Genomic DNA, 24,844 nt, shown 5'->3' with positions numbered 1-24,844 from the left:
TGAGTGACGAGGGGAAGAGATCTACATGATCGGTTACTTCAAGAAACGTTTGGTAGTGCGTATTGTCGCAATGGTTACTCTGGTCATTCTCGTAATCTCGGCCGGAAGCATTTTTCTTCAGTTGGCTAATTTAAAGCAAGCTACACAGGAAGCGATTTCAAGCTACAATATTCGAATCGCCGAAAGCTATGTCAAGCAGCTGGACGACGAAGCCTATATTCAATTTGCCAAAGCTCCGGAACAAAATGAAGCCTTTTTATCCATTCGCGATGAAATGGATCAATTTCGCCAGCGCATCGGGGCGATGTATGTTTATTTTGTAAAAATCGATGAAAATCACAAGCCGCTTATGATGGTTGACGGAATATTGGACGAAAATCTGGCTTCCGGCATCAATGAAGAAGTCGATATTCCGGCGGACGCTGTTCAAGAGCTGCTTAAAGGCAAAACGGCCAGCTCTCCCATTATCGAAAATGCCCAATACGGCAACTATATTTCCTCCTACGCTCCGATCATGGGGGCCGACGGAGCTTTGCAAGGCGTTATCGGAATCGATACCGGAGTAGATGTGATTGGCCATATTGAAAGCGATATTTTGAAAAGCGGCATTCCGCTTTACGCTTTGCTCCTGGTTATCACCGTAGCGGGCATTATGGCGGTTGTATGGTTTATTATGAAAGGACTTCGTCCGCTTCAGCCATTAAAAGCCAGTGTCGACAAGATGGCGCATGGAGAGCTCGCGGAAGCCGGGCGAATTTTGAAGGATTACCGTCTCCGCAGCCAGGACGAAATCGGAGTCACGTTTAAAGCCATGATTCATATGTCGGAAAATTTAAACGGCATTGTGGGCGGCATGGTGGAGGGCGTTGCGGCAACTACTGCGATTTTGACGAAATCAACGGAGCAATTCAGCCGGGACGCAGAGGAAATGCTTAAGCTCGGAAGTATAGTAGACGGCTCAGTCGATCAAATTCGGCAAGGCGCCCATTCCCAAAAGCAAGGGGCAGGAGACAGCGCTAATGCAATGGAGGAAATCGCCAGAGGAATTACCGATATTTCGGCATCCTCAACGGCTGTATCGGATGCCGCAACGGGCGCATTGGCTTCCGCGCAATCCGGCAAACAAAGCATGACGCAGATGAAGGGCCAGATGGTCCATATTTCGGCAGCCGCAGACGAAGTAACAACGAAGGTCCAGGTCTTAAACGGCTATTCCGAAGAAATTATAGATGCTTTATATAGCGTACAAGATTTTGCCGCCCAAACAAAGCTGCTGGCGCTGAATGCCTCCATTGAAGCGGCACATGCGGGAGAGCATGGGCAAGGCTTTGCGGTTGTTGCTGGAGAGGTGCGCAAGCTTGCCGAGGCCTCCGGCTCCTCCGTGCAACGAATTTCCGAATTATTGCTCGGTATTCAGAGGGAATCTCAAGAAATTGGCGAGCGAATGAGCACAACGGCCCGTGAAATCGGCCAAGGCGTAACGCTGTCGGGCGACGCAGAGGCAGCATTCCTTCATGCGGTTGATGCCTTCCAAATCGTAACGGAACGGATATTGGAGGTTTCTGCGGCCGCCGAACAAATATCCGCAGGCTCCGAGGAAGCATCAGCTTCCGTTCATACTATATCCCAAATCTCATCCGATGTTTCCGAGCGCTCGGATGAAATTTATCGTCTCACCCGCGAGCAGTCCGCTGTATTTCAGAAGGTTGCGGATATGTCCGCACAGCTGCGCAGGCAAACGAACGCCATGAACGAAGCGGTTGGCAAAGTAAAGGTTTAATCATCCAGAGGGCTTCTTTTGAAAACACAAAAGAGTGCGCGACCTATTGTATGGTAGATCCAACAATAGGTCGCGCACTTTTTTTGGGCTTTATTTTCTATTCATCTAGCAATACCTTCAACTCACTGCTGGTGATGTGCTGGAATTCAGATTTTGGAATACCATAAGCTTTCTCCAGTATATTCAGCATATCCTTATCGCTACTTTTCACAAATTGTGCGGTACCGGTTATTATATCCTCTCCTGTGCTTACGAATGTAACTATACTTGAATATTTACCTGGATACTGAAAAATGAACAAGACGTTATTTTCCCATCCCTTCGGCTCCAGATAGGATTCACCGAACGAAACATAGTTTGATGCCTGTACGAGTCCGTACTCTTCATCAATATTTATGTCTAATGCAAACTCTGATTCAACTTCTCCTCCGTACTCAAACCAATGCTGCATGATGTGAGTAACAAAATAATAAGCAATACATTTAACAATAAAAATTTCCTTTTCATTTCTTACCTCCGTCAGTCATGATGGGAATAATACCCATATCCACTATTCCAAATTCTATTATATCCTATACTTTTCTAAATGAAAGATTTTATTACTATCATTATTTCTTTTTCCAGATATATGACTTATAAAATCCAGTATACTAGCTAAGCATGGTTTCTGTTTGTATGAACAATTTCGAGACAAAAGCTTATCTTTACAAATCATTAACTTCCGGCACGGTAATTTCCATTTATAATAGGATGGATGTCTTGAACCAGAGAAATATCTCTAAATAAAGGAGGCAGCGGCTTTTGAAAGCGTCCCTGAAGTCCCGGCTGGAAATATTGTGGGTCGCGGCAAAGCTAGGTTTAACCTCCTTTGGAGGGCCGATCGCCCATCTGGGTTATTTTCATAACGAATATGTAAAGCGAAAGCAGTGGATAGATGATAAAAGCTATGCTGATTTGGTAGCGCTTAGCCAGTTTCTTCCCGGCCCCGCCAGCAGCCAGGTCGGTATTGGCATTGGTATGATGCGGGCGGGCATGTGGGGCGGGCTGCTCGCTTTTATCGGGTTTACGCTGCCCTCCGTTTTGGCGTTGATAGCTTTTGCCGCTCTTGTTCAGACGTTCCCGATAGGAGGAGCGGGATGGCTGCACGGCTTGAAGCTTGTAGCCGTTGCGATTGTCGCCCAGGCTATAGCAGGTATGGCGCAAAAGCTGGCGCCGGACAAAAGCCGCATGACTATAGCCGTCATCGCAGCTATCGCCAGCTTGCTTTGGCAATCGCCGTTTAGCCATGTTGTCCTCATTGCTGGGGCGGGGTTGGCGGGGAGCTTGCTGTATACGGTCAAGGAAACCAGCGTTCCCCCCTCCTTCAGGCTGCCGATCAGCAAAATAGGGGGAGCTGCCTGTCTTTTTTTGTTCTTTGCTTTGCTTGTTCTATTGCCTGTTTTGAGCTATCTATTTCCCGTCGAATGGCTGGTGCTGTTCGATAGCTTCTATCGTTCAGGCTCCCTTGTATTTGGCGGGGGGCATGTAGTGCTGCCGCTGCTGGAAAAAGAGCTGGTTCCCGGCGGCTGGGTCAGCAAAGAGATGTTTCTGGAGGGTTACGGCGCTGCGCAGGCGGTGCCTGGACCATTGTTTACCTTTGGCGCCTATTTGGGTGCTGTAATCGGGGGATGGCCGATGGCATTGCTCGCCACAGCGGCCATTTTTCTGCCGGGGTTTCTTTTAATCGCGGGGGCTCTCCCCTTCTGGCATTCCATCCAACGCTTCAAAAGAGTGCAAGGAGCTTTTACGGGCATCAATGCCGCCGTTGTTGGTTTGCTGCTAGGATCATTTTATTATCCCATCTGGACGGGCTCCGTCCTTGGGCCTGCGGACTTTGGGCTTGCCGCCCTGTTATTCTGCCTGCTTGTTTATTGGAAATGTCCGCCATGGCTTGTTGTCATAGCGGGCGCTGCGGGCGGAGCGGTATTGTCGCTGCTTTAAGCATTGCGAATCAGCAATTACGATAAAGGACTGCTTAAAAAAGCCGTTTCCCTAACAGCATCCACCCCACAGCCAAAATCCAGCACCAGAGCATGAACAGACGGAAGGCACGTGGTATGAGTAAATATTCACTGTATAGTTTTTGAAAAAGTGTTTTCATATGCTGGACTCCTGATTGAAGGCTAGCCCCGAACCCCCCCTTGCTCATTTTCAAGACTGGGGCTGGCCTATTTGTTTCTAATTCCGAGCTGAGCAATAAACATCACCCGTCATGGCATCCAGCAATCGCGGTGGTCGGCCCGTCTCGGACTCTACCAAACCATAAACAAGCTTGTAGTGACGGCCAGCCTTTTCTCCAGAATAATTTGCCTCCCATTTTAATTGAAGCTTCATCAGGCTCATAAAAAGCTCCTTTGCCTCCGATGCGTTTAGTTGAGGCTTCGACGACAGCCCCGCCAACTTTTCCGGCTTCAGGGAGCTTGCCATAAATCTGATCACTTTTCCCGATTGCCGATTGACAGTAACAGAAGTAAATTCGAAGCCTACGGGAAGCTCACCTACATAAGCTCTAAACATAAAATGAGCCCTCTCTCCTCCGTCCTCCGGCTTTTCATCAATATCCTCATCTGCCAGCATGCGGAGAAACGGAAGCATGCCTGGAGTCAAGGCTTGCACATATTCCAGCGCAATCTGTAGGCATTCCTTGCGGTCGAGCTTATGGCTTAACTCCTGTAAAATTATCTCCTCATCAGCTGTAAATTGCACAAATTCCAGCAGCCTCCCGCTTTCTTTGTCCAGCTTTGCCTTGATGGTGTCTTCTATACGATTGGCTAAATACGCATTCCAGGAGCGATCCGTCTTGAGGGCGCGATTCTTTTTTTGCCAAACAACGCCCGTTACGGTATCTCCTATTTCCACCTCACGGGCCAGCTCGAAAACAGCGGGATCAACGCCCGCCCATTCCTCCAGCGATCGGCCCTCCCATTTTGGCCATTCCTTCCCTTCAAATTGATATAAATCAATGGGCAGATAAACTTCCTCGGTTGCGGGCAATGATTCAGAGGAGCCCGTGACCGAAGCGGCAAGCTCTGCCTCGTCGCCGCTTGAACCCGCCACGCCTTCATTTGTATCGTTGATGGACTCCACAGCAGCTGGGAAAGCTAAAAGATGGGCCAAGCCGGACGGCTCATAAACAAGCTTGATGCCATCATCGCCGCCCTGATATATTTCCGGAGACAAGACCGAAAACATCAACTCCATATCCAGGTTGTCCCGAATTTCGGCAATCACTTCGGCAGGGTCTCGCAAATTGCCTGGAACGGGCGGAGCCTCAGCCTCTCCATAGTAGGTAAAGTCCATGATCTCCCCGCTGGCGCTATGCACATTAATGATAAAGCCCGTAAAAGGAAGCGGCAGCCCCATCGCGGTTTGCTTATATCGAAACGAGCAGGCCCCTGCTTGCCAAGCCGTCTCCATAGATGGAAAAGCCGCTAATCGGCCAGGATAATGATCCTCAACAAATCGTTCGGCATTCATTTTCAACTGCTCCTCAGACAACGCCTTAGCTCCCTTGGCTGGCTCCAGGTCTATCGTATAATTCAGCAGGCTTCCTTGGTCCGACAGCGTGAGGGCTATGCCGATTTCTCTGCCGGGCACCACCCATGCAAAGCTGGCCTCTCCCCTGCCATGAGGAGTTGTGTCCCCTTTACTATAATCCTCTATCAGCAGTTCATAATCACGCGGAATGTGAAACATCCGTTCCGCTTGCAGCTTGAGCCGATTGCGCAGAGCAACGAGGTCCTGCTCCATTTCACGAGACGTCTTCGCCGACTGAGTGTTCTCTTCCTTGCCTTGAAGCTGCTCGCGCAATTGCTTCAACCCCTTCCTCAAGCTGGTTTTGACCGTTCCCAATGGCAAATCCAGCAAGCTTGCAATTTGCTGCTGGGTCAGGTCACGGACGTATTTTAGATATATCAATTGCTGTAAATGCGGATTCAGCTTGGAAATCGCGTCTTCCAGGTCCATGCTTGTCTCATAATCAGCTTTAGAATCCGCTGCCTCCATCGTCTTTGGCTCATCGGTAAGTACGACACGCTTTTGCCGCTGAAGGCAGGTCAACGCCCGATTAACGGCGATACGGCTCAACCAGCCGTCGAAGGCCTCCGCGCTGCGCAGCTTATGCAAGGAGCAATAGGCGCTTACGACCGTGTCTTGTACAATGTCTTCGATGTCCGCGGCATTTTTTATATAATAGCCGGCAATACGCCGAAGCTTTTCCTTTTGCTCTCCCATCAGAATGATAAAGGCATGATGATTGCCCTGCTTCGCTTGATGTATCCGTTCAATCCTCTCTGACAATGGCGATCAATCCTCCTCTATCTATAAGACTCGCAGCGGAAGGTTTTGGATTTATTTTCTCGTTTTTTTTTACACAATATCGCGAGGCCTGCGGGAGTTATGAACACATCTGTGAGAAGCTGGATTATTCAAACCTTATGCAGCGTGATTTCGCTGCGAACCATAAACCTTGCGTTAATGCCGGCTTGACCGACGCCCTTAGATATATAATAGACGCCTCCGTTTTCGGCTTGGTGAAGCCCTTTATAAATTCCTTTTGCGGATAAGGGGCCTTTGGGCTTGATGTCAAATAAAAAAGGCAGATTGATTTGTTTTCCGTGAAAGTGACCCGCCATTAAATAATGGTAAGGCTTGCGCAGAAAAAGCACGGCATTGGGGTCGTGGGTAATCACAAGCACGGGTTTGTTGTCCGCAACCCATCTGAACGACTCCTTGAAGCGGCTATGGCCTGTGCTGTAATTGTCGATTCCGACAAGCTGAAACTCCAGAAGTTCAACCATGCTATTTCGCAGCAAAACAACGCCGCAGGACTCCATCAGCTCGGACAATTTGCGCAGGCGCGGCAGCTCGTGATCATGATTGCCAAGCACGGCGTAGACAGGTACCCCGGCAGAAGCCATCTCCTTCAAATAATGAGCCAACCGGGGCAAATAGGGCTCCCTGTACGTATAGTCTCCGGTCAAAAAGATATAATCCGGTGCAGCCCGCTTGATGGCGCGGGACAGACGCATGGGGGAAATTCGGAGCATATCCACATGCAAATCGCTGATTTGCAAAATCCTTTTGCCAATTCCCAGCGGATAATCCACCTGCTCCACCTTAAGCCATTGCGTAGGGAAAATGAGAAATAAATACAACAAAGCGGCTGCTGACGCAGCCGCAATCAACAAAGATATCCAAAAGGCCATGGCGCACTCCTCTTCTTCATTGCTGCCATCTGACTCTAACAAGGTAAGTTTAAATGGAAAGCGGACTTTTTGAACCACCTCACCCAAATGAAAGTTCAAAAAGTCCGGTTTTCAGTGCCAAGAAGATGGGAAGAAGCTAGAAATCGAGGACCGGAGCGTAGTCTAAGCTACGAGAGGACCGGAGATTTCGGCTGAATCCCATATTCGCCGCCGGCCATGACACTAGTCATGCCCCGCAATGGAAAGCGGACTTTTTGAACTACCTCTTCCAAATAAAGTTCAAAAAGTCCGGTTTTCAGTGCCAAGAAGATGGGAAGAAGCTAGAAATCGAGGACCGGAGCGTAGTCTAAGCTACGAGAGGATCGGAGATTTCGGCTGAATCCCATATTCGCCGCCGGCCATGACGCCAGTCATGCCCCGCAATGGAAAGCGGACTTTTTGAACTACCTCTAACCAGTATAGTGGAGTTGGGGTTATAATGCTACCTGCTCCTGGCGCCCCAGCAAGGCGCTGAACATGCCTTCTTCCTTGCAGAGCCGCTCGAAGGGACCTGACTCCACGATCCTGCCTTCATCCACAACAACGACCTGATCCGCATTGCGAATCGTCGTATAACGATGAGCGATCACCACAATCGTCATCGCCCCCTTAAGACGCTCAAGCGCTGACTGGATCAAGCTTTCATTGACGCTATCGAGAGCGCTGGTCGCTTCGTCCAGAATAAGCAGGGCAGGCTTGCGCAATATAGCTCTAGCCAGCACCAGCCGCTGCCGCTCCCCCCCGGATACCATCACGCCGCGATCGCCAATCAACGTATCCAGCCCATGGGGCAGCATCCTTACAAAATCGGCTACAGCGGCAAATTCCATAGCCTCCCACAGCTGCTCCTCCGAGGCATCCGGGCACAGCATCATCAAATTGTCCCTTATGCTGCCATGATACAAAAACGCCTCCTGCGGCACATAACCGATCGCGCGGCGCAATTTCAGCATATCGCTTCTGCCCAGCACCTTGCCGTCCGCCGCAATTTCTCCTTTCTCGGGCTGAATCAATCCCAGGAGCAAATCAACAATCGTGCTTTTTCCCGCACCGGATTTCCCGACAATCGCGGTCATGCCTCCTGCCGGAATGTGCAGTGAAATATGCTTTAACGTATAGTCGGGCTGTGTTTTTGAATAGCGATACCAAACATTACGCAGCTCAAGGTCTCTTGATAGATGTAAAGGCTTGATACCGTCTTCTTCATTTTCCACGTAAACCTCGTCCCGCTCTGCAAGGCATTCCCGCTGCAATTCCTCCAAAACCTTAAACCCCGGCAAAGCGGAGGCCAATTGCTCAAGCTGAGATTGAATGCCGGTAAAACGGGGCCATAGCCGGGCAAACAAAACCGTGATCAAGAGCATCTGAGGGGCCTGCGCCTGAAACAAACCGGCCCCCGTAAACACAAACACAGCGATAAGCACGGCCGAGCCCACTTTATAAAACAGCTGCGAATTGCTTCGCAACCTGGTATATTCATATCTTTCAGCCTCGATTTTGGCCGACCAGTCCTGCAGCCACCGATAACGAGAGCCTTCGAGCAAATGGCTTTTTATATCCTTCATCCCGTGAAAATGATCCGAAATACCAGCCAAATAATGCTTGGCCAGATCGACTGAAACAGCGCCAAGCTGCTTCGATTTGACAATAAAACGACGCGACAACAGCCCGATGACCAAACCGCACACCAGCACAAACAACGACAATTGCCAAGACAGCCAAAACGCCAAACCGATTTGAATCATCGTAAACAAAATGGAAGCCAGCACCTGCAGAAACAAAAATGCGCCTCCCGTTACTCTTCCAAGCTCGCCTGTCAGCGCATTTACTAAATCCGATTTTCGTTTGGTAATAAAAAAGCTCCAGTTCGCCTGAAGCAGCATCCGATAGGTTTCCAGCCTCAGCTGGTTAATAAACCCGGTATGAAGCGTTACCTCGCGAAGAGTCAAGCTCCGCTGGAGCAAGCTTTGCAGTACCGTCAGCCCGACAAAAAAAAGCAGGACCAGCGCAAGCGACTGCGCCGTCGGCAGCTCCTGCAGAAACGCCAGCTTGTCCATAAAAGGCAATCCGGCTCCCGGAGCGCTGACCATTCCGATAATGCCAAGCAATGGCAGCAGCAACAGCACAGCCGCTCCATCGAGCAGTCCGATTATCAACATGCCCATCATATTAAAATAGAGCTTTTTCCCCGCGTAGCGGTTCAGCTTCCCGGCAAAATACCAGATATGGTTCATGACATCATCGCTTTCCGACGGGTGGATTGGAGCTGGCTTCCGGCAAGCATGCAAATTTGCCGACCTCTACAAAGCGGTCCATTTCCTCCGCGCCTGTAATATACCATGGGCCGCTTCTCAGCCACGCGTGGGCGATCAGCTTGCCATGTTCATCCTTTGAGGTTCCCAGATAAAGCGTGCTTGAAATGCCTCTGCGCTCCAGCATTTTGAGACCGGCAACGGCGCGAACCAGACATTTGCTTTCCCAAAAGGTATTCCGGCTCATAATATGCAGCGCATCGATAATCATGGACAGCTCCCGGCGGCGCTTTCCGTCCTCGGCAGAAGCGCTCTCGTGCATAAAAGCTCCCAGCGTAGCAGCCAGCTTGACAAAAGGGGTGTGCAGGAGCTTGAATCGGGCCCAGCCCATATAAAAGGCCGCTTCAAGCAGCAGCGACAGCTGCGTGCGGTCCATTCCCGCCAGCAGCCTCAGTTTTTTGGCAAGCCTTGTCATAGAACCTGCCTAAACCCCAAACCGGATCAGCCGCTCCTCGGAAAGCCTTGCCAAAAAAGCAAAAACCTCCGCCTCGCAGCTAGGCCGGTCGACCTCATATTGATCCAGAAGGCTTTGCACGATTGACCCCACCGTAACCGGCTTCTCCATGTGATCCCAGATCACTGTCCCGATTGCGCCCAGATTGTAATACTTCCCGCTGTCCACGCAGAGCAGCACCCGCTCCCCGTTCATATCGCTAGCAATATAGTTGAAGCTTTGCACAACGGTCAATTTAAGCGAATGCGTCATCTGGACCGTACGATCGAGCACATCTTGCTTGATTACCATGGACATGGACTATTCCCCCGCAGCTATTGTTTTTAAAAGACAATCGGCCATTTGCGGCGCCGAAAATTCGCCGGCAGGCCTGGCCATGCTGTATAACGGCAAACGGGTGGCCAACGCCGCGGATTGCCGGAAATGCCAAGGCAGCAATTGCATTCTGCCCAGAAGCTGATAGCGATAAGTATGACGCAGCAGCAGCGGCAAGCATTGCAAATTGCCAACCCTCAGGCAAGCCGCCTCTCCAGCGTTTTCTCCAGGACCGGTCAATTCAACAATGGCCGCCAGGGGCAATGGACCGCTATGAAAACGGTCTTTGACAGGCACGCAAAACTTGCTTTCCCTGCCATATATAGAGGATAACTCATCAGTGCTCCTGCCCAGCGCCTCCAGGCTGCTTTGCCAAAGCTTCTGCTGAGGGTACGCAGATGATGCAAGCGGCGGACTCCCGTTCTCCGGGATATGTACGGCTATTACATCATCGCTCACCAGCCCGCAGCCCCTCTCCAAGAGGGCGGATGCCAATGTCGATTTGCCGGCGCCTGATTGGCCAACGATAGCAACGGCTTTGCCGCCGATTGCAACCGCGCTGCCATGCAGCGGATAAATGCCTCTTTGAAGCATCAAAATACCGCAGCAGGTACCCAGCGCATACAGCTTAATCAACCCTTCATCGGCAAACGTATATGGCGAGATGATGATGGTATGGCCGTCCTGTACGCGGAAAACTCCCGCATCCGGCATTTTGACTGTGACATGGCCCGATTCCGCAACAAAGTCATACGCTTCTCCATCAAAACCGCTTTTGAGGAAAGGATCCAGCTTGATCCATACATCCGGCGTGTCTCCGTCTCCGTCGGCAGGCAACAGCTCCGGCAGCCTGAGCTCGCTATGGATGGTTAACCCGAATGCCCGGTATACAAATCCAACTTCCGTTTCCAGCACAACCTTCGCCTCCATCCCAGGTACCCCGGCAAGCCCCTACCCTCTCGGCATAAGGGCTTGCCCGGCTGGCTTGTCTCCCTTGCTTCTAGCTAGTAAAGCGCGGATTTTCACTGTATTGGCCCGGAATGTAAGCCTCGTCAGTCAAAGGACCATTAGTGGTGGATGCTTCAGTCATGTGAACTTGAAGAACTTCCAGCTCAGGCTTGCTCCATTCTTTTTTCAGCGTCATATCATTTCACCTCCTTTCAAAGGGGCGGTCATATAAGTTCAACAAAATTGTGGTGGCAGAGGAGTCCGCCGTGTGAAAGTTCTTCCGATCGCAGTTGTTTCCAAATTTCCTGATTATATAAGGGTTAATGGTGAAATTCGGAAACACAAACGAACGCTTCGCTTCTCCAGAATCTTTCACACTCTGTCCTCTTTCTGCCGCTTCTTTAGTTGAACTTATATGATTAGGTTATTAATTATCAATTAAGCAGCCTGCTTCAAAAAGCGGTGAAGGATCAGACTAACCATCAATGCATTGATATGTCTGCCATGGGCATCCGAGGGGGAAACGCCATCTGACAGCTCGCCAAGCGCGGCTCGGAGTACATTGCCATCCACCATTTCCAGCAAAGCGGCGTTGCCCAACATATCCTGGAACTCGCTGTGAAGCTGTTCCCATTTGGGTAGGACGCGATGCAGCCAATCGGCTCCTTGTACTCCGCGTATCGTTTCATTAAGCCGGATTCCGTCCGGCAGCATATGCTCCGTTGCCCTGCGCACCAGCGCCCGGGACATCCCTTTGTGCACATATTGCTCCTCCGGCAGAGACAGACAGAAGGAAATGACGCGCAGATCATTGGTAGGGTCCCGCTTCCAGACGCCATACCGGTAGGAAAGCTTGGCGGCTAGCGTATTGCTGGCATTCCAATGGTAAAGCTCCTGAAAATGATTGCTCCGGTTTATGTATGCATTGGTGGACGCCAGCCACCCGTCCTGCCCGATGCCATGTTGCCTTAGCACCTCGTAGACACCGGTTCTTGCGGCAAAGCCTTCATTAATAATGACCTGATAAGGCGGCGTCTTCTCCTTGCGCCCGGGAAGGCCGGTCAGAAGCTCCCGGCCAACAAGCGACAACAAATGCTTGCGGCCCGTTCCCGCGGCATACCTGCGAAGAGCCAGCTCCTCCATCAATTTGCCCCAGCGCATTTTCTTCATTAACTCTGCATAAAAGGGAATGGCGTCTCCCCAGGAAATACTTAAATTCCCCCTTCCGCCATTCAAAAGCACGCCGACACCGTCTCGCTCCGCATGCTCGAAAATACCTTTGAGCCAAAAGGAATTAGTATAAAATTTATAAGGCATTTCCATAATGCCTAACATTCCGTCTATTTCGCTGTAAGGATCGGCGCCCTCAAAGGCCAGGTAATGCTCATTTATACCGCCGATATGCGCCACCGTCTGGGCAATGTACGGCGTTTCATCCGCCGCATACCATCTTGGGGTATAATCGACAAAATCCGAAACCGGCACGTAGCTGTAAGTATAAAGGGAATGGTCATCCCGGCGCAGTCGGCGAGCCGCAAAGCTGGCAACGGCTCCTGAATCCAGTCCTCCGCTTAGCTGAGCGCCAACCTTTCGGAACGTCCGGACTCTGGCGTCGATAGCCTCCTGGAATACCTCGCGGAAAGCTTCTACATAATCGTGATCGTTTTTTAGACATAGCTTCTTCACCGAATCAAGCCAGAAATACCGCGACAATGTCAAAGATCCGTTCTCCAGCAAAAAATAATGAGCCGGCGGAATCTGATTCACATTTCTATATACCGTCTGATCCATGCCGACTACATCCACTACCGCTGTAATCGCAACGTATTGGGCAAGCCACTGCTCATTTAGCTCGCGGCTGGTATCCTCCAGTGCCAGAAGAGGCTCTATTAAGGAGGAAAAACGGAACGATCGGCCGTTCCAATGGTAATAAAGCATCCTGCCCCCGGAAAAATCTCTTGCGCCGTACAATCGGCCCCTTCTTTCATCCCACAGCACAAAAGCAAAATCACCAACCAGCTTGCTAGCTGCATCCGTCCCCCATTTGTCGTAGGACAGCAGTATCAGCTCCTGATCGCTAACCTCGCCATGCTGCCCCGGCTGAATGCCCAAACGATCAAGCAGCTCCTTGCGATTGTCGATGATAGCATCCGCAACAATCGTTAACCTTCTGCCGCCATCATGGTATGGATTGGGAACGCCAACCGCTTCGGAATTGATCCATCGGCTGCGGCAGGTCAGAAACATCGTCCCCTCCTGCCATACGCCCTCGCAATCGGCGGGGCATTTCGACAAATTCCTGCGGAGCTGTTCTCCCTCTTCGCCGGTATCCCGGCTTTCGCTTACATTCCAAATTCCGGCGATTGCACTCATTTGGGCCTCCACATTTCGTTGCGTTCGTTCTTTATAAAGAACATATCTGTATATTAACACCGCTACGAAGGGAATGTCAATCCAGTTTTCACAATATTTTTTCATGTATTTTCAGTAAAACGTTCTTTTTAATGAACAATCATTTTATCCCCTCTGGAAATAGCGAAAAAGCCGCCTTTTTTGACGACTCTTTCCCTCGCGTATGAATTCCGTTATAATGTAAACAAATGAAAACTTATTTGAGGCTGAAGCACTAACGGAGGAGTCTGTCATGATTGGAGAACGCATTCAAATGTTTCGCAAACGGAGAGGCCTCTCGTTAACCGAATTGTCTCAAAGAGCCGGAGTTGCAAAATCATATTTGAGCTCCATTGAAAGAGGGCTCCAACAAAATCCTTCCATTCAGTTTTTGGAAAAGATCGGCGAAGTGCTTCATGTGCCGGTCGAGGAATTTGTTAATAGCGAACAACAAGACCGCCCCGCCGGCGAGCTGGACCGCGAATGGGAAGATATTGTGCGGGAAGCTATGAAATCTGGCGTCAGCAAAGAACAGTTCAAGGAGTTTCTTGAATTCAACAAGTGGAAATCCAATCGAGAATAGCGCTGTATGTTATCATACGGCGCTTTCTTGTATGATGGACATCTGCTCGTCACGAAGAGTAGACAAAATCTTCAATACTTCCTCCGGCGACAGGCCTTTGTCGCGAGCGCAAATGATTAATTTCACCCAATCAGCATCCAATTGGACATGCTGAACATTTTCCGAAACTTTTCCCGTCATGTTCATCCCCCATATCGTCGGGGCGGTTGCACCACTGACTCCATACGCCTAAGGTGCCCAGATACAAGGCGCATTTCAACGTCTCCCTTATCTTTTAACTGCACATGATTGATCTTAAACGATTGGACATGCATATGCTGTCGGTTCATGTCTTCATTTTTTGATAGATTATTTGTCTATTTGTCGAATTTTTTAAAACATTTTTATTCAAAAAAATCAAGCTCAGAGTGTGTTTGCAAACACGCCCTAGAGACCGGATGGCATAAAAGACAGCAGCTTGAGCAAAGCCCGTTTGGGCATTCCGGCCCGATGAATCCGCTTGGCCAGCGCATACAGGGCCATCAAATCCCGCTGCTGCAGGGCATCTACGTAGCCTTGAGGCAAGGAGGCTGCTCCCGACAGATTTCCCAGGCTTTCCCTCACGGCGGGATGATTGCAATATTCCTCCACATGCCGCAGACGCTCTCCGGCGCTCATTTCCGCATAAAATAAATAGACCAGACAAGTCAACAGCGTCCTCAACAACATTTCGCTAATCCCCCGCCTATGTTCGTCAAGCCCTCTTCCGCTTATATGACCGAAGCAATGAACAGCAACCTCCTGCTGAATGCCGTACCCGTTTACGATATCCGGGAACAGATGGGGCATATAGCGGCTGGTGGTGCCGCCGGACCGGTAATAATAGAGGCTTTCCGGCATAACGGCAACCCGCCGCGCATGCAGCAGCATCTCCAGGTTATAAAACAGATCGTCGCCAAAAAACACGATGTTATCCAGAAAAGACCCGCAGCCAAGCAGCAGCTCTCTCCGGTACAGCTTTCCGTGCAGCGCGGCTGGGAAGGGATAACCGTGCAAATAGGCCGCAACAAGCTCATCGCGGATTGTCTGGCCTTCATAAATTTGCGGCGTTTCAAAATAACGGCTGCGATTTTTACGACGAAGCAGAGGCAGGCCATCAATAACCCGGTAGGTATTACATACGGCAATATCCGCTCCCTGCGTCTCCGCTTCATTGAGCAAACATTCCACCAGTCTGGCATCCATCCAGTCATCGGCGTCTGCAAAGGCGACATAGGGAGCACGCGAAGCTTCAATGCCTCGCCTTCTTGCAACAATGCTTCCCGCCTTAGCCTGCTCAATCAGAAATACCCGGACATCCCGCTCCACGTAGCGGCGGCACAGGTCGCCGCTCCCATCGCTGGAGCCGTCATTTATCAAAACAATCTCAATATCGGGGCAGGTCTGCTCCAGCACGGAGTCTACACAGCGACGCAGCTTGCGGCCTGCGTTGTAAACGGGTATAACCACGCTGACTTTGGCGGCCGCCTTGCTCATGCTGGCTCCCCTCCTTTTTCGCGAACCGTCAGACTTGCAACGTCATAGAGCGTCCCGCCAAAATCCGCACAGCTTTACAACGACCCTGCCAAAGCGCTCCCTTGCCCGGATATAGCTGCTTCCTCCCGGGAAATAAAGCCGCCTTCAGCCATCACTCTCACATACCCTTGCGGATTGGCGGATTGCCAGCGCCAGGCATCACGGCACATCTCCACAATATCTCTAGCGGCTTCCCAGCCAAGCTCCCGATTTGCTTTGGCGGAATTGGCATAACACGTTCCGATGTCGCCCTCCCGCCTGTCCGTAATACAGTAAGGAATGGGAACCCCGGATACATGTTGAAAGGCTTGTATCATTTCCAGCACGCTAAAGCCGCGTCCTGTGCCCAGGTTGTAAATATGCAAACCGCTGTCGGCGCTGATTTTCTCCAGAGCCTTTAAATGTCCTTGCGCCAAGTCCACCACATGAATGTAGTCCCTTACACCGGTACCGTCCGGCGTATCATAATCGCCGCCAAACACGGCAACCTCCTTCAGCCTGCCTACCGCTACCTGGGCAATATAGGGAAGCAGATTATTGGGCAATCCACCGGGGTCTTCTCCAATCAGGCCGCTGGCATGCGCGCCCACCGGGTTGAAATACCGCAAAATTGCAATGCTCCAAGCTGGGTTGGCATTAGCCAAATCCTGCAGAACCTGCTCGATCATAGCTTTGGTTCGACCATAGGGATTAATTGCTCGAACAGCCGCTTCCTCTGATATCGGCACAGCATCAGGCACGCCGTACACCGTTGCCGACGAGCTGAATATGAGCCGGTGCACGCCAAACTCCTCCATAACCTCGCAAAGCACCGTCGTGCTGGTCATATTTTGATAATAATATTTGAGAGGAAGCTGTACGGATTCCCCTACGGCTTTTAAGCCCGCAAAATGGATGACTGCTTCAATGCCGTTATCCCGGAAGATCCCGCGCAGTCCTTCCTTATCCGTCAAGTCCGTTATATAAAAGGGAAAATTCCGGCCAGCAAGCTTCATCACGCGGTGCACAGCCTCTTCCTTGCTGTTGCTCAGGTTATCGACCACCACAATTTCATAACCCGCCTCCAGCAGCTCAACACATGTATGGCTGCCGATATAACCTGCTCCTCCTGTTACCAAAATCGCCAATTTCTCTCCTCCTCAATGGTGATTGGTTATAAACATTTGTAGACAACGTGAGCCTGAGGCTCTTTAAACATGACTGACTTAAACGCATTGTTCTCCATTAGATTTTATTTTGTTCATTATAAAGAACAATTAGTGCTTACAATGCCTTTCCCGGCCAAACAAAGCCGAGAGGCAGCTGCATTTCCTGCGTTAAGCGCTTGGTCTGAATGGCTCGTTTTCCCGCTTGCCTCCGTCAGGACGGGCTTCCGGCAACAGCTAGCGGCCGGGGCTGCTCCTCTGCTTTTCCGCTTTTGATCTGCACATCAACCAGCTTGCCCTTGTTCATGACATAAACGATATCGCAGCCTGCAATGGTACTGAGGCGGTGGGCAATAATAATAATCGTTTTGTCGCCTTTCAGCGCTTCGACGGCATTCATGACCTCCTGCTCCGTTTCGTTGTCCAGCGCCGACGTGGCCTCGTCCATAAACAGGACGGACGGATTATGATACAATGCGCGGGCAATGCCGATTCGCTGCCGTTGCCCGCCGGAGAGGCGAACTCCCCGTTCCCCTACCTCCGTCTCCAAGGCATCCGGCAGGGAAGCGACGTAGCTTTTTAGCTGTGCCTGCTCGAGACAATGCCAAACCTTGGCGTCGTCGATATCGTTTTCGGCAACGCCAAAAGCAACGTTTGCCCGAATGGTATCGTCCGTCAAATAAATAAACTGGGGAATATATCCGATTTGGCTTCTCCACTCATCCATGCGGTAGTTCAGACTGACACCGTCCACAATGACACGGCCTTGCTCCGGCTCAAGCAGACCCAACATGATATCAACAAGCGTTGATTTCCCGGAGCCGGATTCCCCGATGATCGCAGCCGATTTGCCAGCCGGAATCGAAAGCGAAATGTCGCTAAGGGCAACCTCCGCCTGCTCCGGATAACGGAAGGATACGTTGGAAAGCTCAATGGAGCGCTTCAGCGGCTCCACCCGGTACGAGCTCGGCGGAGCAGACATTTGCCGCCCTGAACCGCGCCTGCGGGAAGCACGGCCGCTTACTACGGATAGATCCTCATACACAACGCTAAATGCCGGTATATTGTATTTGATTGTGGTCACCAGACCAACGATCCGGTTTATGGATGGCATTAGGCGAAAGGCCGCCAGCGAAAAAAGCGCCATAGTTGACATCATGCCTTCCACGCCGGTTTTCTGCAGCATGATAACCAGCAGCATGACCAGAACAAGCGTAACCAGCAACGTTTCAATATACAGGCGCGGCACATGATCCAGCACCTTCATGTAGCGGGTATTGTTTGCGTTGCGCACGCTATGCTTCCGGTAGGCCTCCACAAAAAAATGCTCCTTGCCGGAAACCTTTACCTCTTTGCTTGCGCCAAGTCCCTGATTTGTCCACTTGATCATTTCACGGTTAATATTTTGCTGCTCTCGTCCCCGATTGCCGATTTTTTTGTTGAACAGAGCGAAAAAAAGCGCCACACATGCCGCCATCAAGCCTGAAACGATCAAAGTAGCAATCGGCTCGATCGCAAGCAGCAAGGAAAAAATGCAGATCATCACCACGATTTCCGCTATAAGCTGCAGCGCGGACAGGATAACGCCCTGGAAAACCTTTGGCACCTCCACATTGATATTACGCAGCAGCACGGCGGTATTCCGTTGAAGGTGAAAAACATACGGTTTGGTCAAATACGTGCGGAACAGGCTTTGGGACAGCTTCACCTGCTGATCCAGAATTACCTTGTATTGCCGATGCTGATACCAGAGGATATAAACATTTTTAATAACAAAAACAGCCAGGAGGAGCACGACAGAACAAATAAGAAACGCCGTTGTGCTGGTGAATTGCAGCGTTTCATACAGATAGGACAACACGCTGTTGTCTTGAATCAGATTAGGCTTGGTTGCCACCGAAATAAAAGGAACAATAAGTCCTATGCCAAGCACTTCAAAAAAAGCGGCAAACAGCATCATGACCAGTATGAAGCCCAGCTTTCTCTTCTCTCTTTTGTCGAACAAGCCGTAAAGCTTGCGGATTACATCCTTCATCTCTTCTCCACGCCCTCAAAAAATAGTGTTGTGCTCTGGATCAAATTATCCAAAATATGATTCACGCGAGCCGGTTTGATCCTCTCCAGACGATCGCCGATAATAACGAGCCAATGAACAATCCATTCCAATTGAAAAACCATGCGATAGGTATCCGGGTTTATCGGGGACAGCTCCAGCTCCTTGGAGGCTTCAAGCTCGCGCAGCAAGGCGCTTGCGTCGGGTTCTTTACGGATAAAATTGTAGAAATAATAAGCGTCGTAGAGCAGAGAACGCCATTTCATAAACTCCCAATCAATGCCGATCAAGCGGCCGTCACGGCGAATCAGATTTTTCAGATGTAAATCGCCGTGGGAAAATGCCAGATCAATATTTTGCTCCTCCGCCTGAGAGAGAGCTTCGCGGAGCCTGGCGATGAACGATAAGATCTGATTTATTTTCGGCGCGTAACGTTCGTCCTCCATCATGTTTTCCGGCAGCTTGGCCATCAGCTTGGTGACGTAATGGGAAAGGGGTACAGTCTTAATCGGAAACTGGCTGATAACCCGGCCGATAAATCCCATAACCTCCGTCTGCAGCCGTTCAGATTGCTCCAGCTTCTCCGGCGGCTCATGCGGCGTATTCAAATATTCCTCCTCGTACCAGCCCTCCTTCCTGTTTTCTTCCACGATGCGGGGGCCAATGCCCGACTGTCCGATCTTCCGCAAATAGGAAACCTTGCCCGTTTTCATCTCCTTGGGAGAACCCGCCGGAAAAAACGTCACGACCTCCCGTTCGGCGTCAAATATCATATAGGCGTTGTCGTTTTTTTTGAACATGGCAACCTGACCGTAAACCGGCAGCTTGATGGTAGTGAGCTTGTTCTTTTTTAACCCTCTATGCATAAAGAGCAGCAGCCGCATCACTCTATAGCTTTTGGCAAGCCTGTCCGGCAGGAGCATATGCTGCGCCGTTTCGTCCACCAGTGACAAGGGTTTAAATTTATTCATCAAATAACGAAACATCTTCCATTTCCCGGTATTGATGCAATAGTAATAATTGTTGATTTTTACATAGGTAAAACGCCGAATTGACATCTCCATCCTTTCATGGCAACCAAACGTTCTTAATAATGAATATAGTTCTTTATAAAGAACATGTCAATGAAAATATGCCAACGATTATGGCACCATATCTCTCGCCTTTCGTGACATAAGTCCAAACATCATGTTTAATCGCCTCATATTCTACTAATAGAGGCTGTTCAAAAAGCCCACTTTCCATTACGAATCATGCCTGGCGACAGAGTCGGCGTCGAATATGGCATTCAGCCGAAATCTCCGGTGCTCACTTAGCTCCCACTAAGCTCCGCTCCTCGATTTCTAGCTTTATCCCATCTTCTCGGTACTGAAAAGCGAACTTTTTGAACACGCACTAATAGTACGTGTCGTATAAGAGAGGTGAGTTTATGTCAACCATTCCAAACGGTTATATGATGATTAACGGCCAGCTTGTCAAAATCTATGATGACATCGCTCTTCAGGCTGCTATAGATACCATAATGGATGATGCCACCGGAAAAATAAAAGCAACCATGCTGCCGGAAAGCTACTCCGCAACACCGGGCCCTGCCGGCCCTGCCGGAGCGACGGGAGCGACTGGCGCAATTGGGCCCGCTGGACCTAAAGGCTCCACGGGTGCAACGGGACCTGCTGGCGCGGCAGGCACCGCCGGAGCAATTGGACCTAAAGGCTCCACGGGCGCGACAGGCCCTCCCGGACCCCAGGGAGAGCCCGGGAGGGACGGCGGACTTTCTTCCGATGTTATTTTGACAGCTTATTATTTGGATATCGACCGCTTCAGCATCAAGCCGGGACTGCCCTCGAAGCCTTATACCGATGCTGCATATCTGGCGGCTGACGCCAATGTGCAGGGATTTAACAATGCGATTCAATGGTGCGCGGAAAGCGGCTATAACACGCTTATCGTGCCGCCGGGAGAATACGCGATATGTTATCCTCGTTCCATCCAGATTTCCGTCAGCGATTTTACTCTCGATTTTAATGGCTCTACGTTAAAGGTTATTTACGACTCCAACACCAAATCGCCTTTTGACCCCAGAAGCAATCCCGCAGATCCTTTCACCTTTCCCGGCAAAAACTCCGGCACTGACGACGGTATTTCCATCAAGCTTCAGCGGGTCACCAACAGCCGCATCAAAAATTTGAAGCTGATCGGCTGCAAAGCCGACCGAAGCTTTACCAATCCTGCTGAGGCCGCTGCAGAGTGGAGCTACGGCATCCAGCTCGCCAACGGTTCTTCTCATTGCGTCATCTCCAATTGCAGCATCAGCAGCTATATGGGCGATTGCATCTCCATCGGCAATACCTCCTACCAGGATTATGCTGAATTCAGCATGGGTCTTTCGTTTGGAGATGTAGACCGCACAACCGGGGCGCTTGTGGCCGGTAACGACGGCACAGTAACCTCCCGGCTGCTGGATTTGCCAGCGGCAGGATACAACAGCTTTCTGATCGCCGGCGCAGGTTATGCCAGATTGACCGCTTTAAACATCAAAGAGGCCGATGTCGCCTATTATGCCTCCGACGGAGCCTATTTGGGCCGTTATGACAACAAAAAAATCTATACGCCGATCTCCATACCGCAGGAGGCGCGAAGATACCGCCTGATTTTTCGCAACGAGCCCTCCTTGACCAAAAACATGCAAATTTCATTAAAATTTGGACTCACGCCGCATCACAACGTTATTGAACGAAATGAAATATTCAATATTCATCGCGGCGGCATTACGTTAGGCGGCAACTACAACACAGTGGAGTATAACGTGCTCCGGGATGGCACCGGCCTGATCGACCGCAAGCCCGTTTTTAACGATTCGACGCGCTACGGCATCAATCAGGAGGATTCTTATGGGGACAATTGCGTCGTAAGAAGCAACGTTTTTTACAACCTTGTTCACGCTATTCTGGCAGGCTGCTGGTCGGTTCGGGTAGAAAACAATCATATATACAATCTAAGCGGGGTCGGCATCAACCTCTATACGCTGCATGCCGCTCGCGTCACAGGCAATTATCTGTACCGCTGCCGCACTGGAATCGGATTAATGAACACAGCCATTCCGGGCGCGCATGCTTTTATCGAAAACAATACGCTCGTTGCCGTTAATAACACGGGACTCGGAGGAAACGGCTATGAAACGTATTTTGTCCGCAACACATTGGTCGATTCCGACACAACCTCGTTCCGCGACGATGATAAAACGATTTGCGAGCAAAATCACTTTATTTGGACATCCTCGTACAGCGGAACGCCAATTGTTACCGCCAACATCATTACGGGCTCCAGCTTTGAGTCGGTCGGCAGCCAGCGCGATCTCTATATTCGCGCCTATCAAATCATGGACAGCGTCATGACGAATCTGCATATCCGTATCGAAACCCGCCAGCAAAAAAACAAGGCCGAAACCGTAACTATCAAGCAATCAAGGTTTGCTTCATGCCAGCTCAACAACCATATTTTCGGCACAAAAGGCAGAACTGTGCTGCTGGAGGATTGCACGTTGACCGACACTATTGTCAGAATCGGCAATATCAACACGCCTGCGGAGTCGCCGTTCACCCGTCTGAAGCGCTGCCGATTGTCGGCAAACGCCATCAATTGGCTGTTCCAGTCGGAATTCAATACCGGCTTTGGAAGCATTGAGGCAGAGCAAAGCGACATCATCCTTGCAAATGCTTCATTCCAATATCTGCAAACCAACAATTTTAATGTTGCGGGAACCAACAGCCTTTCTATCAAGCGCTCACATATCGCGTACACCGGCGCAGGACTGCTGTCTCTGCTTTATTTTAATCCCAACAATAAACGGGCGGTCAAAAGCTTTGTAAACGCCAGAAACCGGTTTAGCGGCATCCTTCTGCCCGCCGCAGATAAGGAAATCGCCATCGATTACGACCCTGCTGCGGAAGGCCCGGCTCCGCCAACGGCAGGATATTGGTTCCGCAGCGACCGCTACCGCAACGCCTTTCCCGCCTCGGGCGGCCCGATGGGCTGGGTATGCACACGCACCGGCTACGCGGCAGGGATGCGAGCTGCGTCAACAGCCGTGAACAAGGGTGCAACAATTGCGATTGGCGAAGCTGTCTTTGAGGCCTCCAACGCCGGAACAACAGGCAGCGAAGCAACGCTTGCGTACTCGGGCAGCGAGCAGACGCTGAAGGATGGCGCTGTGACCTGGCAAGCCGTCGGCACGCTGGCTCAGTTCAGGCCTTACGGCACTATTCAGTAGCTCCAACCCCGATGCCATTGTACCCGTTATTTCACAAAGCCGTCCTTGCCTGCCAGCTCCCTTCGCATTTCTTCCTTCTGTTTAGCCGACAGACGAGCTGACAACGTATAGGATTCATCATAGGTTGGGGCGGCTTCCGCCAGAGCAGCCATTTTATCGCCGTATTGACGGATAGTTCCGATTGGCTTCGCTGGATTGCCCCCTACAAGGGTGTCCGGCGGAACCGATCGCGTGACAATGCTGCCTGCGGCAACAATGGCACTCCTTCCCACCGTAACGCCGGGCATAATGATGGCTCGCGCGCCGATAAAAGCATAATCCTCGATAACCACCTTGCCAATCCGCGTATGCCCCGTATACGGCTTGCTGCTGGCGTCATGCGCAAGCAGATAGGCCTCCGGGGCAATCGTTACATAATCGCCGATTTCAATCAGCCAGCAATGCGAATAGTCGAAAACAACGCCGGGCTGTATGGAACAGCCCCTTCCCACCTTCATGCCTTCCGCAATGAAGTCCTTTAGCCAAATCTCCTCCAGCAGCCACTTCCGAAGCCGCGACCTGCCATAGCTATACAGCTTCCTTAATCCCGCCATTGTCCTTGACACCTTCTTTACACCGCGCCAGCTCGGCCAGCCGAATGCTGAAGCCTTGGGTAAACGGCAAAATCGTAAAAAGGGTAGAATATACGCCTATATCCTTGGTGTCTCCTTGCGAAAAATCAACCGCTCCGTTGCGGCGCGTAACCGACATCAAATAAGCAGCAGCCCGGCTTGCCCCTTCTCCACACGCCTTTTCCAGCCCCTTGATGCCGGAGGCCAGCTGCAGAAACCATCCCAGCATAACCGTCGCGGAGGAATCCTGCCTGGATTCGCCGCGAGTCGCCGCCCACCCCCAGCTTCCCGAAGGATTCTGAAGCTTTAGCAGGCTGTGGGCAAATCGGACGATCATGCCCTCCAATTCGCTGCGTCCGCTATGATGGACGGGCAGCTCGTTCCAGGCATCGATCAGGCCAATCGCAAACCAGCCCAGGCCTCTTCCCCAGCCGTACAGTCCGGCGGGCAAGCCGCGTCCTACGTGGTAGGCATGCCCCGGAAGGCCTCTTTTATCCAGCATGCCTTCCCGGTCATACTGCCGCAGCTGGCGCAGAGCCAGCTCTACGCACTCCTCCTTGCCGTAACGGATGCCATACAGAACCAGAAAAGGGCATATGAAACCAATCGTGTCCACATAGCGGTAATCCGGCATGCTTTTGCGATATTGAACAGTCCCGTCCGCTCCTACATGATCGGCGATCAAAGCCCACATGTCGTCCAGCGCCGGCCGGAACCGGTCAGCCTTCTCCCCTGCCAGCTTCATGACGCCATACGCAAGCAAGCCCGCATCCACATGGCACGGCTTCTCCCTCCAGCTCCCGTCGCTGTTAAATTTAGCTTCAAAATAACGCGAAATCCTCTTGTCCAAGGCTTCATCCTGACGATGCCGCAAATATTCGCTAAAGCCCAGCAGCAGCGCTCCCTCCTGCCATTGCTGAATTTGGCTGCGGCTGTAATTGCCGGACAGCATATCAAGCAGCACAAGACGCGAATTGTCTGTCAGCTTGATCGTTGGCGTTTTGGACAGCCATTTGGCTCCCCTTTCGTTAATGGATTGAGCCCAGACGTCGGCATTCCGATAACGCCCGATATGAATCCGGCCAACCCAATCCCTTAACACGGGATACAAATCAACCGCAAACGACAGCAGCATAAGAGCAA

Annotated in this window: 19 protein-coding genes, 1 pseudogene and 1 riboswitch; of the genes and pseudogenes, 4 read left to right on the top strand and 16 right to left on the bottom strand. The window is 51.0% G+C overall.

The annotated features are described in order from the left end of the window. Positions 1-25: 25 nt before the first annotated feature. Positions 26-1,780 carry a methyl-accepting chemotaxis protein gene (locus tag A7K91_RS22955; RefSeq protein ID WP_068686814.1) on the top strand — a complete coding sequence of 585 codons (1,755 nt, stop codon included), beginning with the start codon at positions 26-28 and terminating at the stop codon, positions 1,778-1,780. 97 nt (positions 1,781-1,877) lie between these two features. Here the strand turns inward: A7K91_RS22955 and A7K91_RS22950 are convergent, their stop codons facing one another. Then, a complete protein-coding gene (locus A7K91_RS22950) occupies positions 1,878-2,231 on the bottom strand; it encodes a hypothetical protein (RefSeq protein ID WP_068686813.1) in 354 nt (117 codons plus the stop codon). Positions 2,232-2,581: 350 nt separating this feature from the next. Here A7K91_RS22950 and chrA point away from each other — a divergent pair, with 350 nt between their 5' ends. After that, the gene (gene chrA, locus A7K91_RS22945; protein ID WP_245697785.1) at positions 2,582-3,760 is read left to right on the top strand and encodes a chromate efflux transporter; all 1,179 of its coding nucleotides are present in this window, start codon (positions 2,582-2,584) and stop codon (positions 3,758-3,760) included. 237 nt (positions 3,761-3,997) lie between these two features. Here the strand turns inward: chrA and A7K91_RS22940 are convergent, their stop codons facing one another. The 8 genes from A7K91_RS22940 to A7K91_RS22910 all read right to left on the bottom strand — a co-directional run bounded on the left by A7K91_RS22940 (position 3,998) and on the right by A7K91_RS22910 (position 13,467). Next, on the bottom strand, positions 3,998-6,118 hold the full coding sequence (locus A7K91_RS22940) for a sigma-70 family RNA polymerase sigma factor (RefSeq protein ID WP_068686812.1): 2,121 nt from the start codon (positions 6,116-6,118) through the stop codon (positions 3,998-4,000). 128 nt (positions 6,119-6,246) lie between these two features. Next, positions 6,247-7,026, bottom strand: coding sequence for a metallophosphoesterase (locus tag A7K91_RS22935; RefSeq protein ID WP_082967698.1), 780 nt, complete (start codon positions 7,024-7,026; stop codon positions 6,247-6,249). A gap of 473 nt (positions 7,027-7,499) precedes the next feature. Continuing rightward, positions 7,500-9,299 carry an ABC transporter ATP-binding protein gene (locus tag A7K91_RS22930; protein ID WP_068686811.1) on the bottom strand — a complete coding sequence of 600 codons (1,800 nt, stop codon included), beginning with the start codon at positions 9,297-9,299 and terminating at the stop codon, positions 7,500-7,502. Positions 9,300-9,303: 4 nt separating this feature from the next. Further along, complete coding sequence (locus A7K91_RS22925; RefSeq protein WP_068686810.1) at positions 9,304-9,792, bottom strand: lasso peptide biosynthesis B2 protein; 489 nt, start codon at positions 9,790-9,792, stop codon at positions 9,304-9,306. Positions 9,793-9,801: 9 nt separating this feature from the next. After that, positions 9,802-10,128, bottom strand: coding sequence for a lasso peptide biosynthesis PqqD family chaperone (locus A7K91_RS22920; RefSeq protein WP_245697783.1), 327 nt, complete (start codon positions 10,126-10,128; stop codon positions 9,802-9,804). 3 nt (positions 10,129-10,131) lie between these two features. Continuing rightward, positions 10,132-11,076, bottom strand: coding sequence for an HPr kinase/phosphorylase (locus A7K91_RS22915; protein ID WP_082967697.1), 945 nt, complete (start codon positions 11,074-11,076; stop codon positions 10,132-10,134). 70 nt (positions 11,077-11,146) lie between these two features. Further along, the gene (locus A7K91_RS26605) at positions 11,147-11,290 is read right to left on the bottom strand and encodes a paeninodin family lasso peptide (RefSeq protein WP_245697774.1); all 144 of its coding nucleotides are present in this window, start codon (positions 11,288-11,290) and stop codon (positions 11,147-11,149) included. A 242-nt stretch (positions 11,291-11,532) separates the two neighbouring features. Beyond that, complete coding sequence (locus tag A7K91_RS22910; RefSeq protein ID WP_068686809.1) at positions 11,533-13,467, bottom strand: asparagine synthase-related protein; 1,935 nt, start codon at positions 13,465-13,467, stop codon at positions 11,533-11,535. A gap of 271 nt (positions 13,468-13,738) precedes the next feature. Between A7K91_RS22910 and A7K91_RS22905 the strand changes: the two genes are divergently transcribed. Then, on the top strand, positions 13,739-14,068 hold the full coding sequence (locus A7K91_RS22905; RefSeq protein WP_068686808.1) for a helix-turn-helix domain-containing protein: 330 nt from the start codon (positions 13,739-13,741) through the stop codon (positions 14,066-14,068). 12 nt (positions 14,069-14,080) lie between these two features. Here the strand turns inward: A7K91_RS22905 and A7K91_RS26600 are convergent, their stop codons facing one another. The 5 genes and pseudogenes from A7K91_RS26600 to A7K91_RS22885 all read right to left on the bottom strand — a co-directional run bounded on the left by A7K91_RS26600 (position 14,081) and on the right by A7K91_RS22885 (position 19,878). Further along, positions 14,081-14,248: a hypothetical protein gene (locus A7K91_RS26600; protein WP_156739769.1), complete on the bottom strand. Its 168-nt coding sequence runs from the start codon at positions 14,246-14,248 to the stop codon at positions 14,081-14,083. An 11-nt stretch (positions 14,249-14,259) separates the two neighbouring features. After that, a riboswitch (cyclic di-GMP riboswitch) is annotated at positions 14,260-14,343 on the bottom strand. A gap of 151 nt (positions 14,344-14,494) precedes the next feature. Further along, positions 14,495-15,583 carry a glycosyltransferase family 2 protein gene (locus A7K91_RS22900; RefSeq protein ID WP_068686807.1) on the bottom strand — a complete coding sequence of 363 codons (1,089 nt, stop codon included), beginning with the start codon at positions 15,581-15,583 and terminating at the stop codon, positions 14,495-14,497. A 152-nt stretch (positions 15,584-15,735) separates the two neighbouring features. Next, positions 15,736-16,749, bottom strand: a pseudogene (galE, locus tag A7K91_RS22895) (UDP-glucose 4-epimerase GalE); the annotation flags it as partial. A gap of 232 nt (positions 16,750-16,981) precedes the next feature. After that, entirely contained in the window at positions 16,982-18,802 is a 1,821-nt protein-coding gene (locus tag A7K91_RS22890) for an ABC transporter ATP-binding protein (protein ID WP_068686805.1), read from the bottom strand. Beyond that, positions 18,799-19,878 carry an aminoglycoside phosphotransferase family protein gene (locus A7K91_RS22885; protein ID WP_068686804.1) on the bottom strand — a complete coding sequence of 360 codons (1,080 nt, stop codon included), beginning with the start codon at positions 19,876-19,878 and terminating at the stop codon, positions 18,799-18,801. Before A7K91_RS22885 ends, A7K91_RS22890 begins: the two co-directional genes overlap by 4 nt. A gap of 371 nt (positions 19,879-20,249) precedes the next feature. Here A7K91_RS22885 and A7K91_RS27330 point away from each other — a divergent pair, with 371 nt between their 5' ends. Further along, positions 20,250-23,090, top strand: a complete 2,841-nt coding sequence (locus A7K91_RS27330) for a right-handed parallel beta-helix repeat-containing protein (RefSeq protein ID WP_068686803.1) — start codon at positions 20,250-20,252, stop codon at positions 23,088-23,090. Between the two features lie 26 nt (positions 23,091-23,116). Here the strand turns inward: A7K91_RS27330 and A7K91_RS22875 are convergent, their stop codons facing one another. Continuing rightward, the gene (locus tag A7K91_RS22875; protein WP_068686802.1) at positions 23,117-23,683 is read right to left on the bottom strand and encodes an acyltransferase; all 567 of its coding nucleotides are present in this window, start codon (positions 23,681-23,683) and stop codon (positions 23,117-23,119) included. Beyond that, positions 23,658-24,836: a glycoside hydrolase family 88 protein gene (locus tag A7K91_RS22870; RefSeq protein WP_068686872.1), complete on the bottom strand. Its 1,179-nt coding sequence runs from the start codon at positions 24,834-24,836 to the stop codon at positions 23,658-23,660. Before A7K91_RS22870 ends, A7K91_RS22875 begins: the two co-directional genes overlap by 26 nt. Between the last annotated feature and the right edge of the window lie 8 nt (positions 24,837-24,844).

Origin of the sequence: Paenibacillus oryzae (assembly GCF_001675045.1) — a bacterium.
Classification (GTDB): Bacteria; Bacillota; Bacilli; order Paenibacillales; family Paenibacillaceae; genus Pristimantibacillus; species Pristimantibacillus oryzae.
Note: the sequence above shows the minus strand (reverse complement) of the source record. Positions and strands in the feature narration are given on the sequence as shown.

What these genes read in the sequence shown, in the direction of transcription:
- A7K91_RS22955 (WP_068686814.1), top strand. Translation starts at nt 26, where the DNA reads ATGATCGGTTACTTCAAGAAACGTTTGGTAGTGCGTATTGTCGCAATG.
- A7K91_RS22950 (WP_068686813.1), bottom strand. Translation starts at nt 2,231, where the DNA reads ATGCAGCATTGGTTTGAGTACGGAGGAGAAGTTGAATCAGAGTTTGCA.
- A7K91_RS22935 (WP_082967698.1), bottom strand. Translation starts at nt 7,026, where the DNA reads ATGGCCTTTTGGATATCTTTGTTGATTGCGGCTGCGTCAGCAGCCGCT.
- A7K91_RS22930 (WP_068686811.1), bottom strand. Translation starts at nt 9,299, where the DNA reads ATGAACCATATCTGGTATTTTGCCGGGAAGCTGAACCGCTACGCGGGG.
- A7K91_RS22925 (WP_068686810.1), bottom strand. Translation starts at nt 9,792, where the DNA reads ATGACAAGGCTTGCCAAAAAACTGAGGCTGCTGGCGGGAATGGACCGC.
- A7K91_RS22920 (WP_245697783.1), bottom strand. Translation starts at nt 10,128, where the DNA reads ATGTCCATGGTAATCAAGCAAGATGTGCTCGATCGTACGGTCCAGATG.
- A7K91_RS22915 (WP_082967697.1), bottom strand. Translation starts at nt 11,076, where the DNA reads ATGGAGGCGAAGGTTGTGCTGGAAACGGAAGTTGGATTTGTATACCGG.
- A7K91_RS26605 (WP_245697774.1), bottom strand. Translation starts at nt 11,290, where the DNA reads ATGACGCTGAAAAAAGAATGGAGCAAGCCTGAGCTGGAAGTTCTTCAA.
- A7K91_RS22910 (WP_068686809.1), bottom strand. Translation starts at nt 13,467, where the DNA reads ATGAGTGCAATCGCCGGAATTTGGAATGTAAGCGAAAGCCGGGATACC.
- A7K91_RS22905 (WP_068686808.1), top strand. Translation starts at nt 13,739, where the DNA reads ATGATTGGAGAACGCATTCAAATGTTTCGCAAACGGAGAGGCCTCTCG.
- A7K91_RS26600 (WP_156739769.1), bottom strand. Translation starts at nt 14,248, where the DNA reads ATGACGGGAAAAGTTTCGGAAAATGTTCAGCATGTCCAATTGGATGCT.
- A7K91_RS22900 (WP_068686807.1), bottom strand. Translation starts at nt 15,583, where the DNA reads ATGAGCAAGGCGGCCGCCAAAGTCAGCGTGGTTATACCCGTTTACAAC.
- A7K91_RS22890 (WP_068686805.1), bottom strand. Translation starts at nt 18,802, where the DNA reads ATGAAGGATGTAATCCGCAAGCTTTACGGCTTGTTCGACAAAAGAGAG.
- A7K91_RS22885 (WP_068686804.1), bottom strand. Translation starts at nt 19,878, where the DNA reads ATGTCAATTCGGCGTTTTACCTATGTAAAAATCAACAATTATTACTAT.
- A7K91_RS27330 (WP_068686803.1), top strand. Translation starts at nt 20,250, where the DNA reads ATGTCAACCATTCCAAACGGTTATATGATGATTAACGGCCAGCTTGTC.
- A7K91_RS22875 (WP_068686802.1), bottom strand. Translation starts at nt 23,683, where the DNA reads ATGGCGGGATTAAGGAAGCTGTATAGCTATGGCAGGTCGCGGCTTCGG.
- A7K91_RS22870 (WP_068686872.1), bottom strand. Translation starts at nt 24,836, where the DNA reads ATGCTGCTGTCGTTTGCGGTTGATTTGTATCCCGTGTTAAGGGATTGG.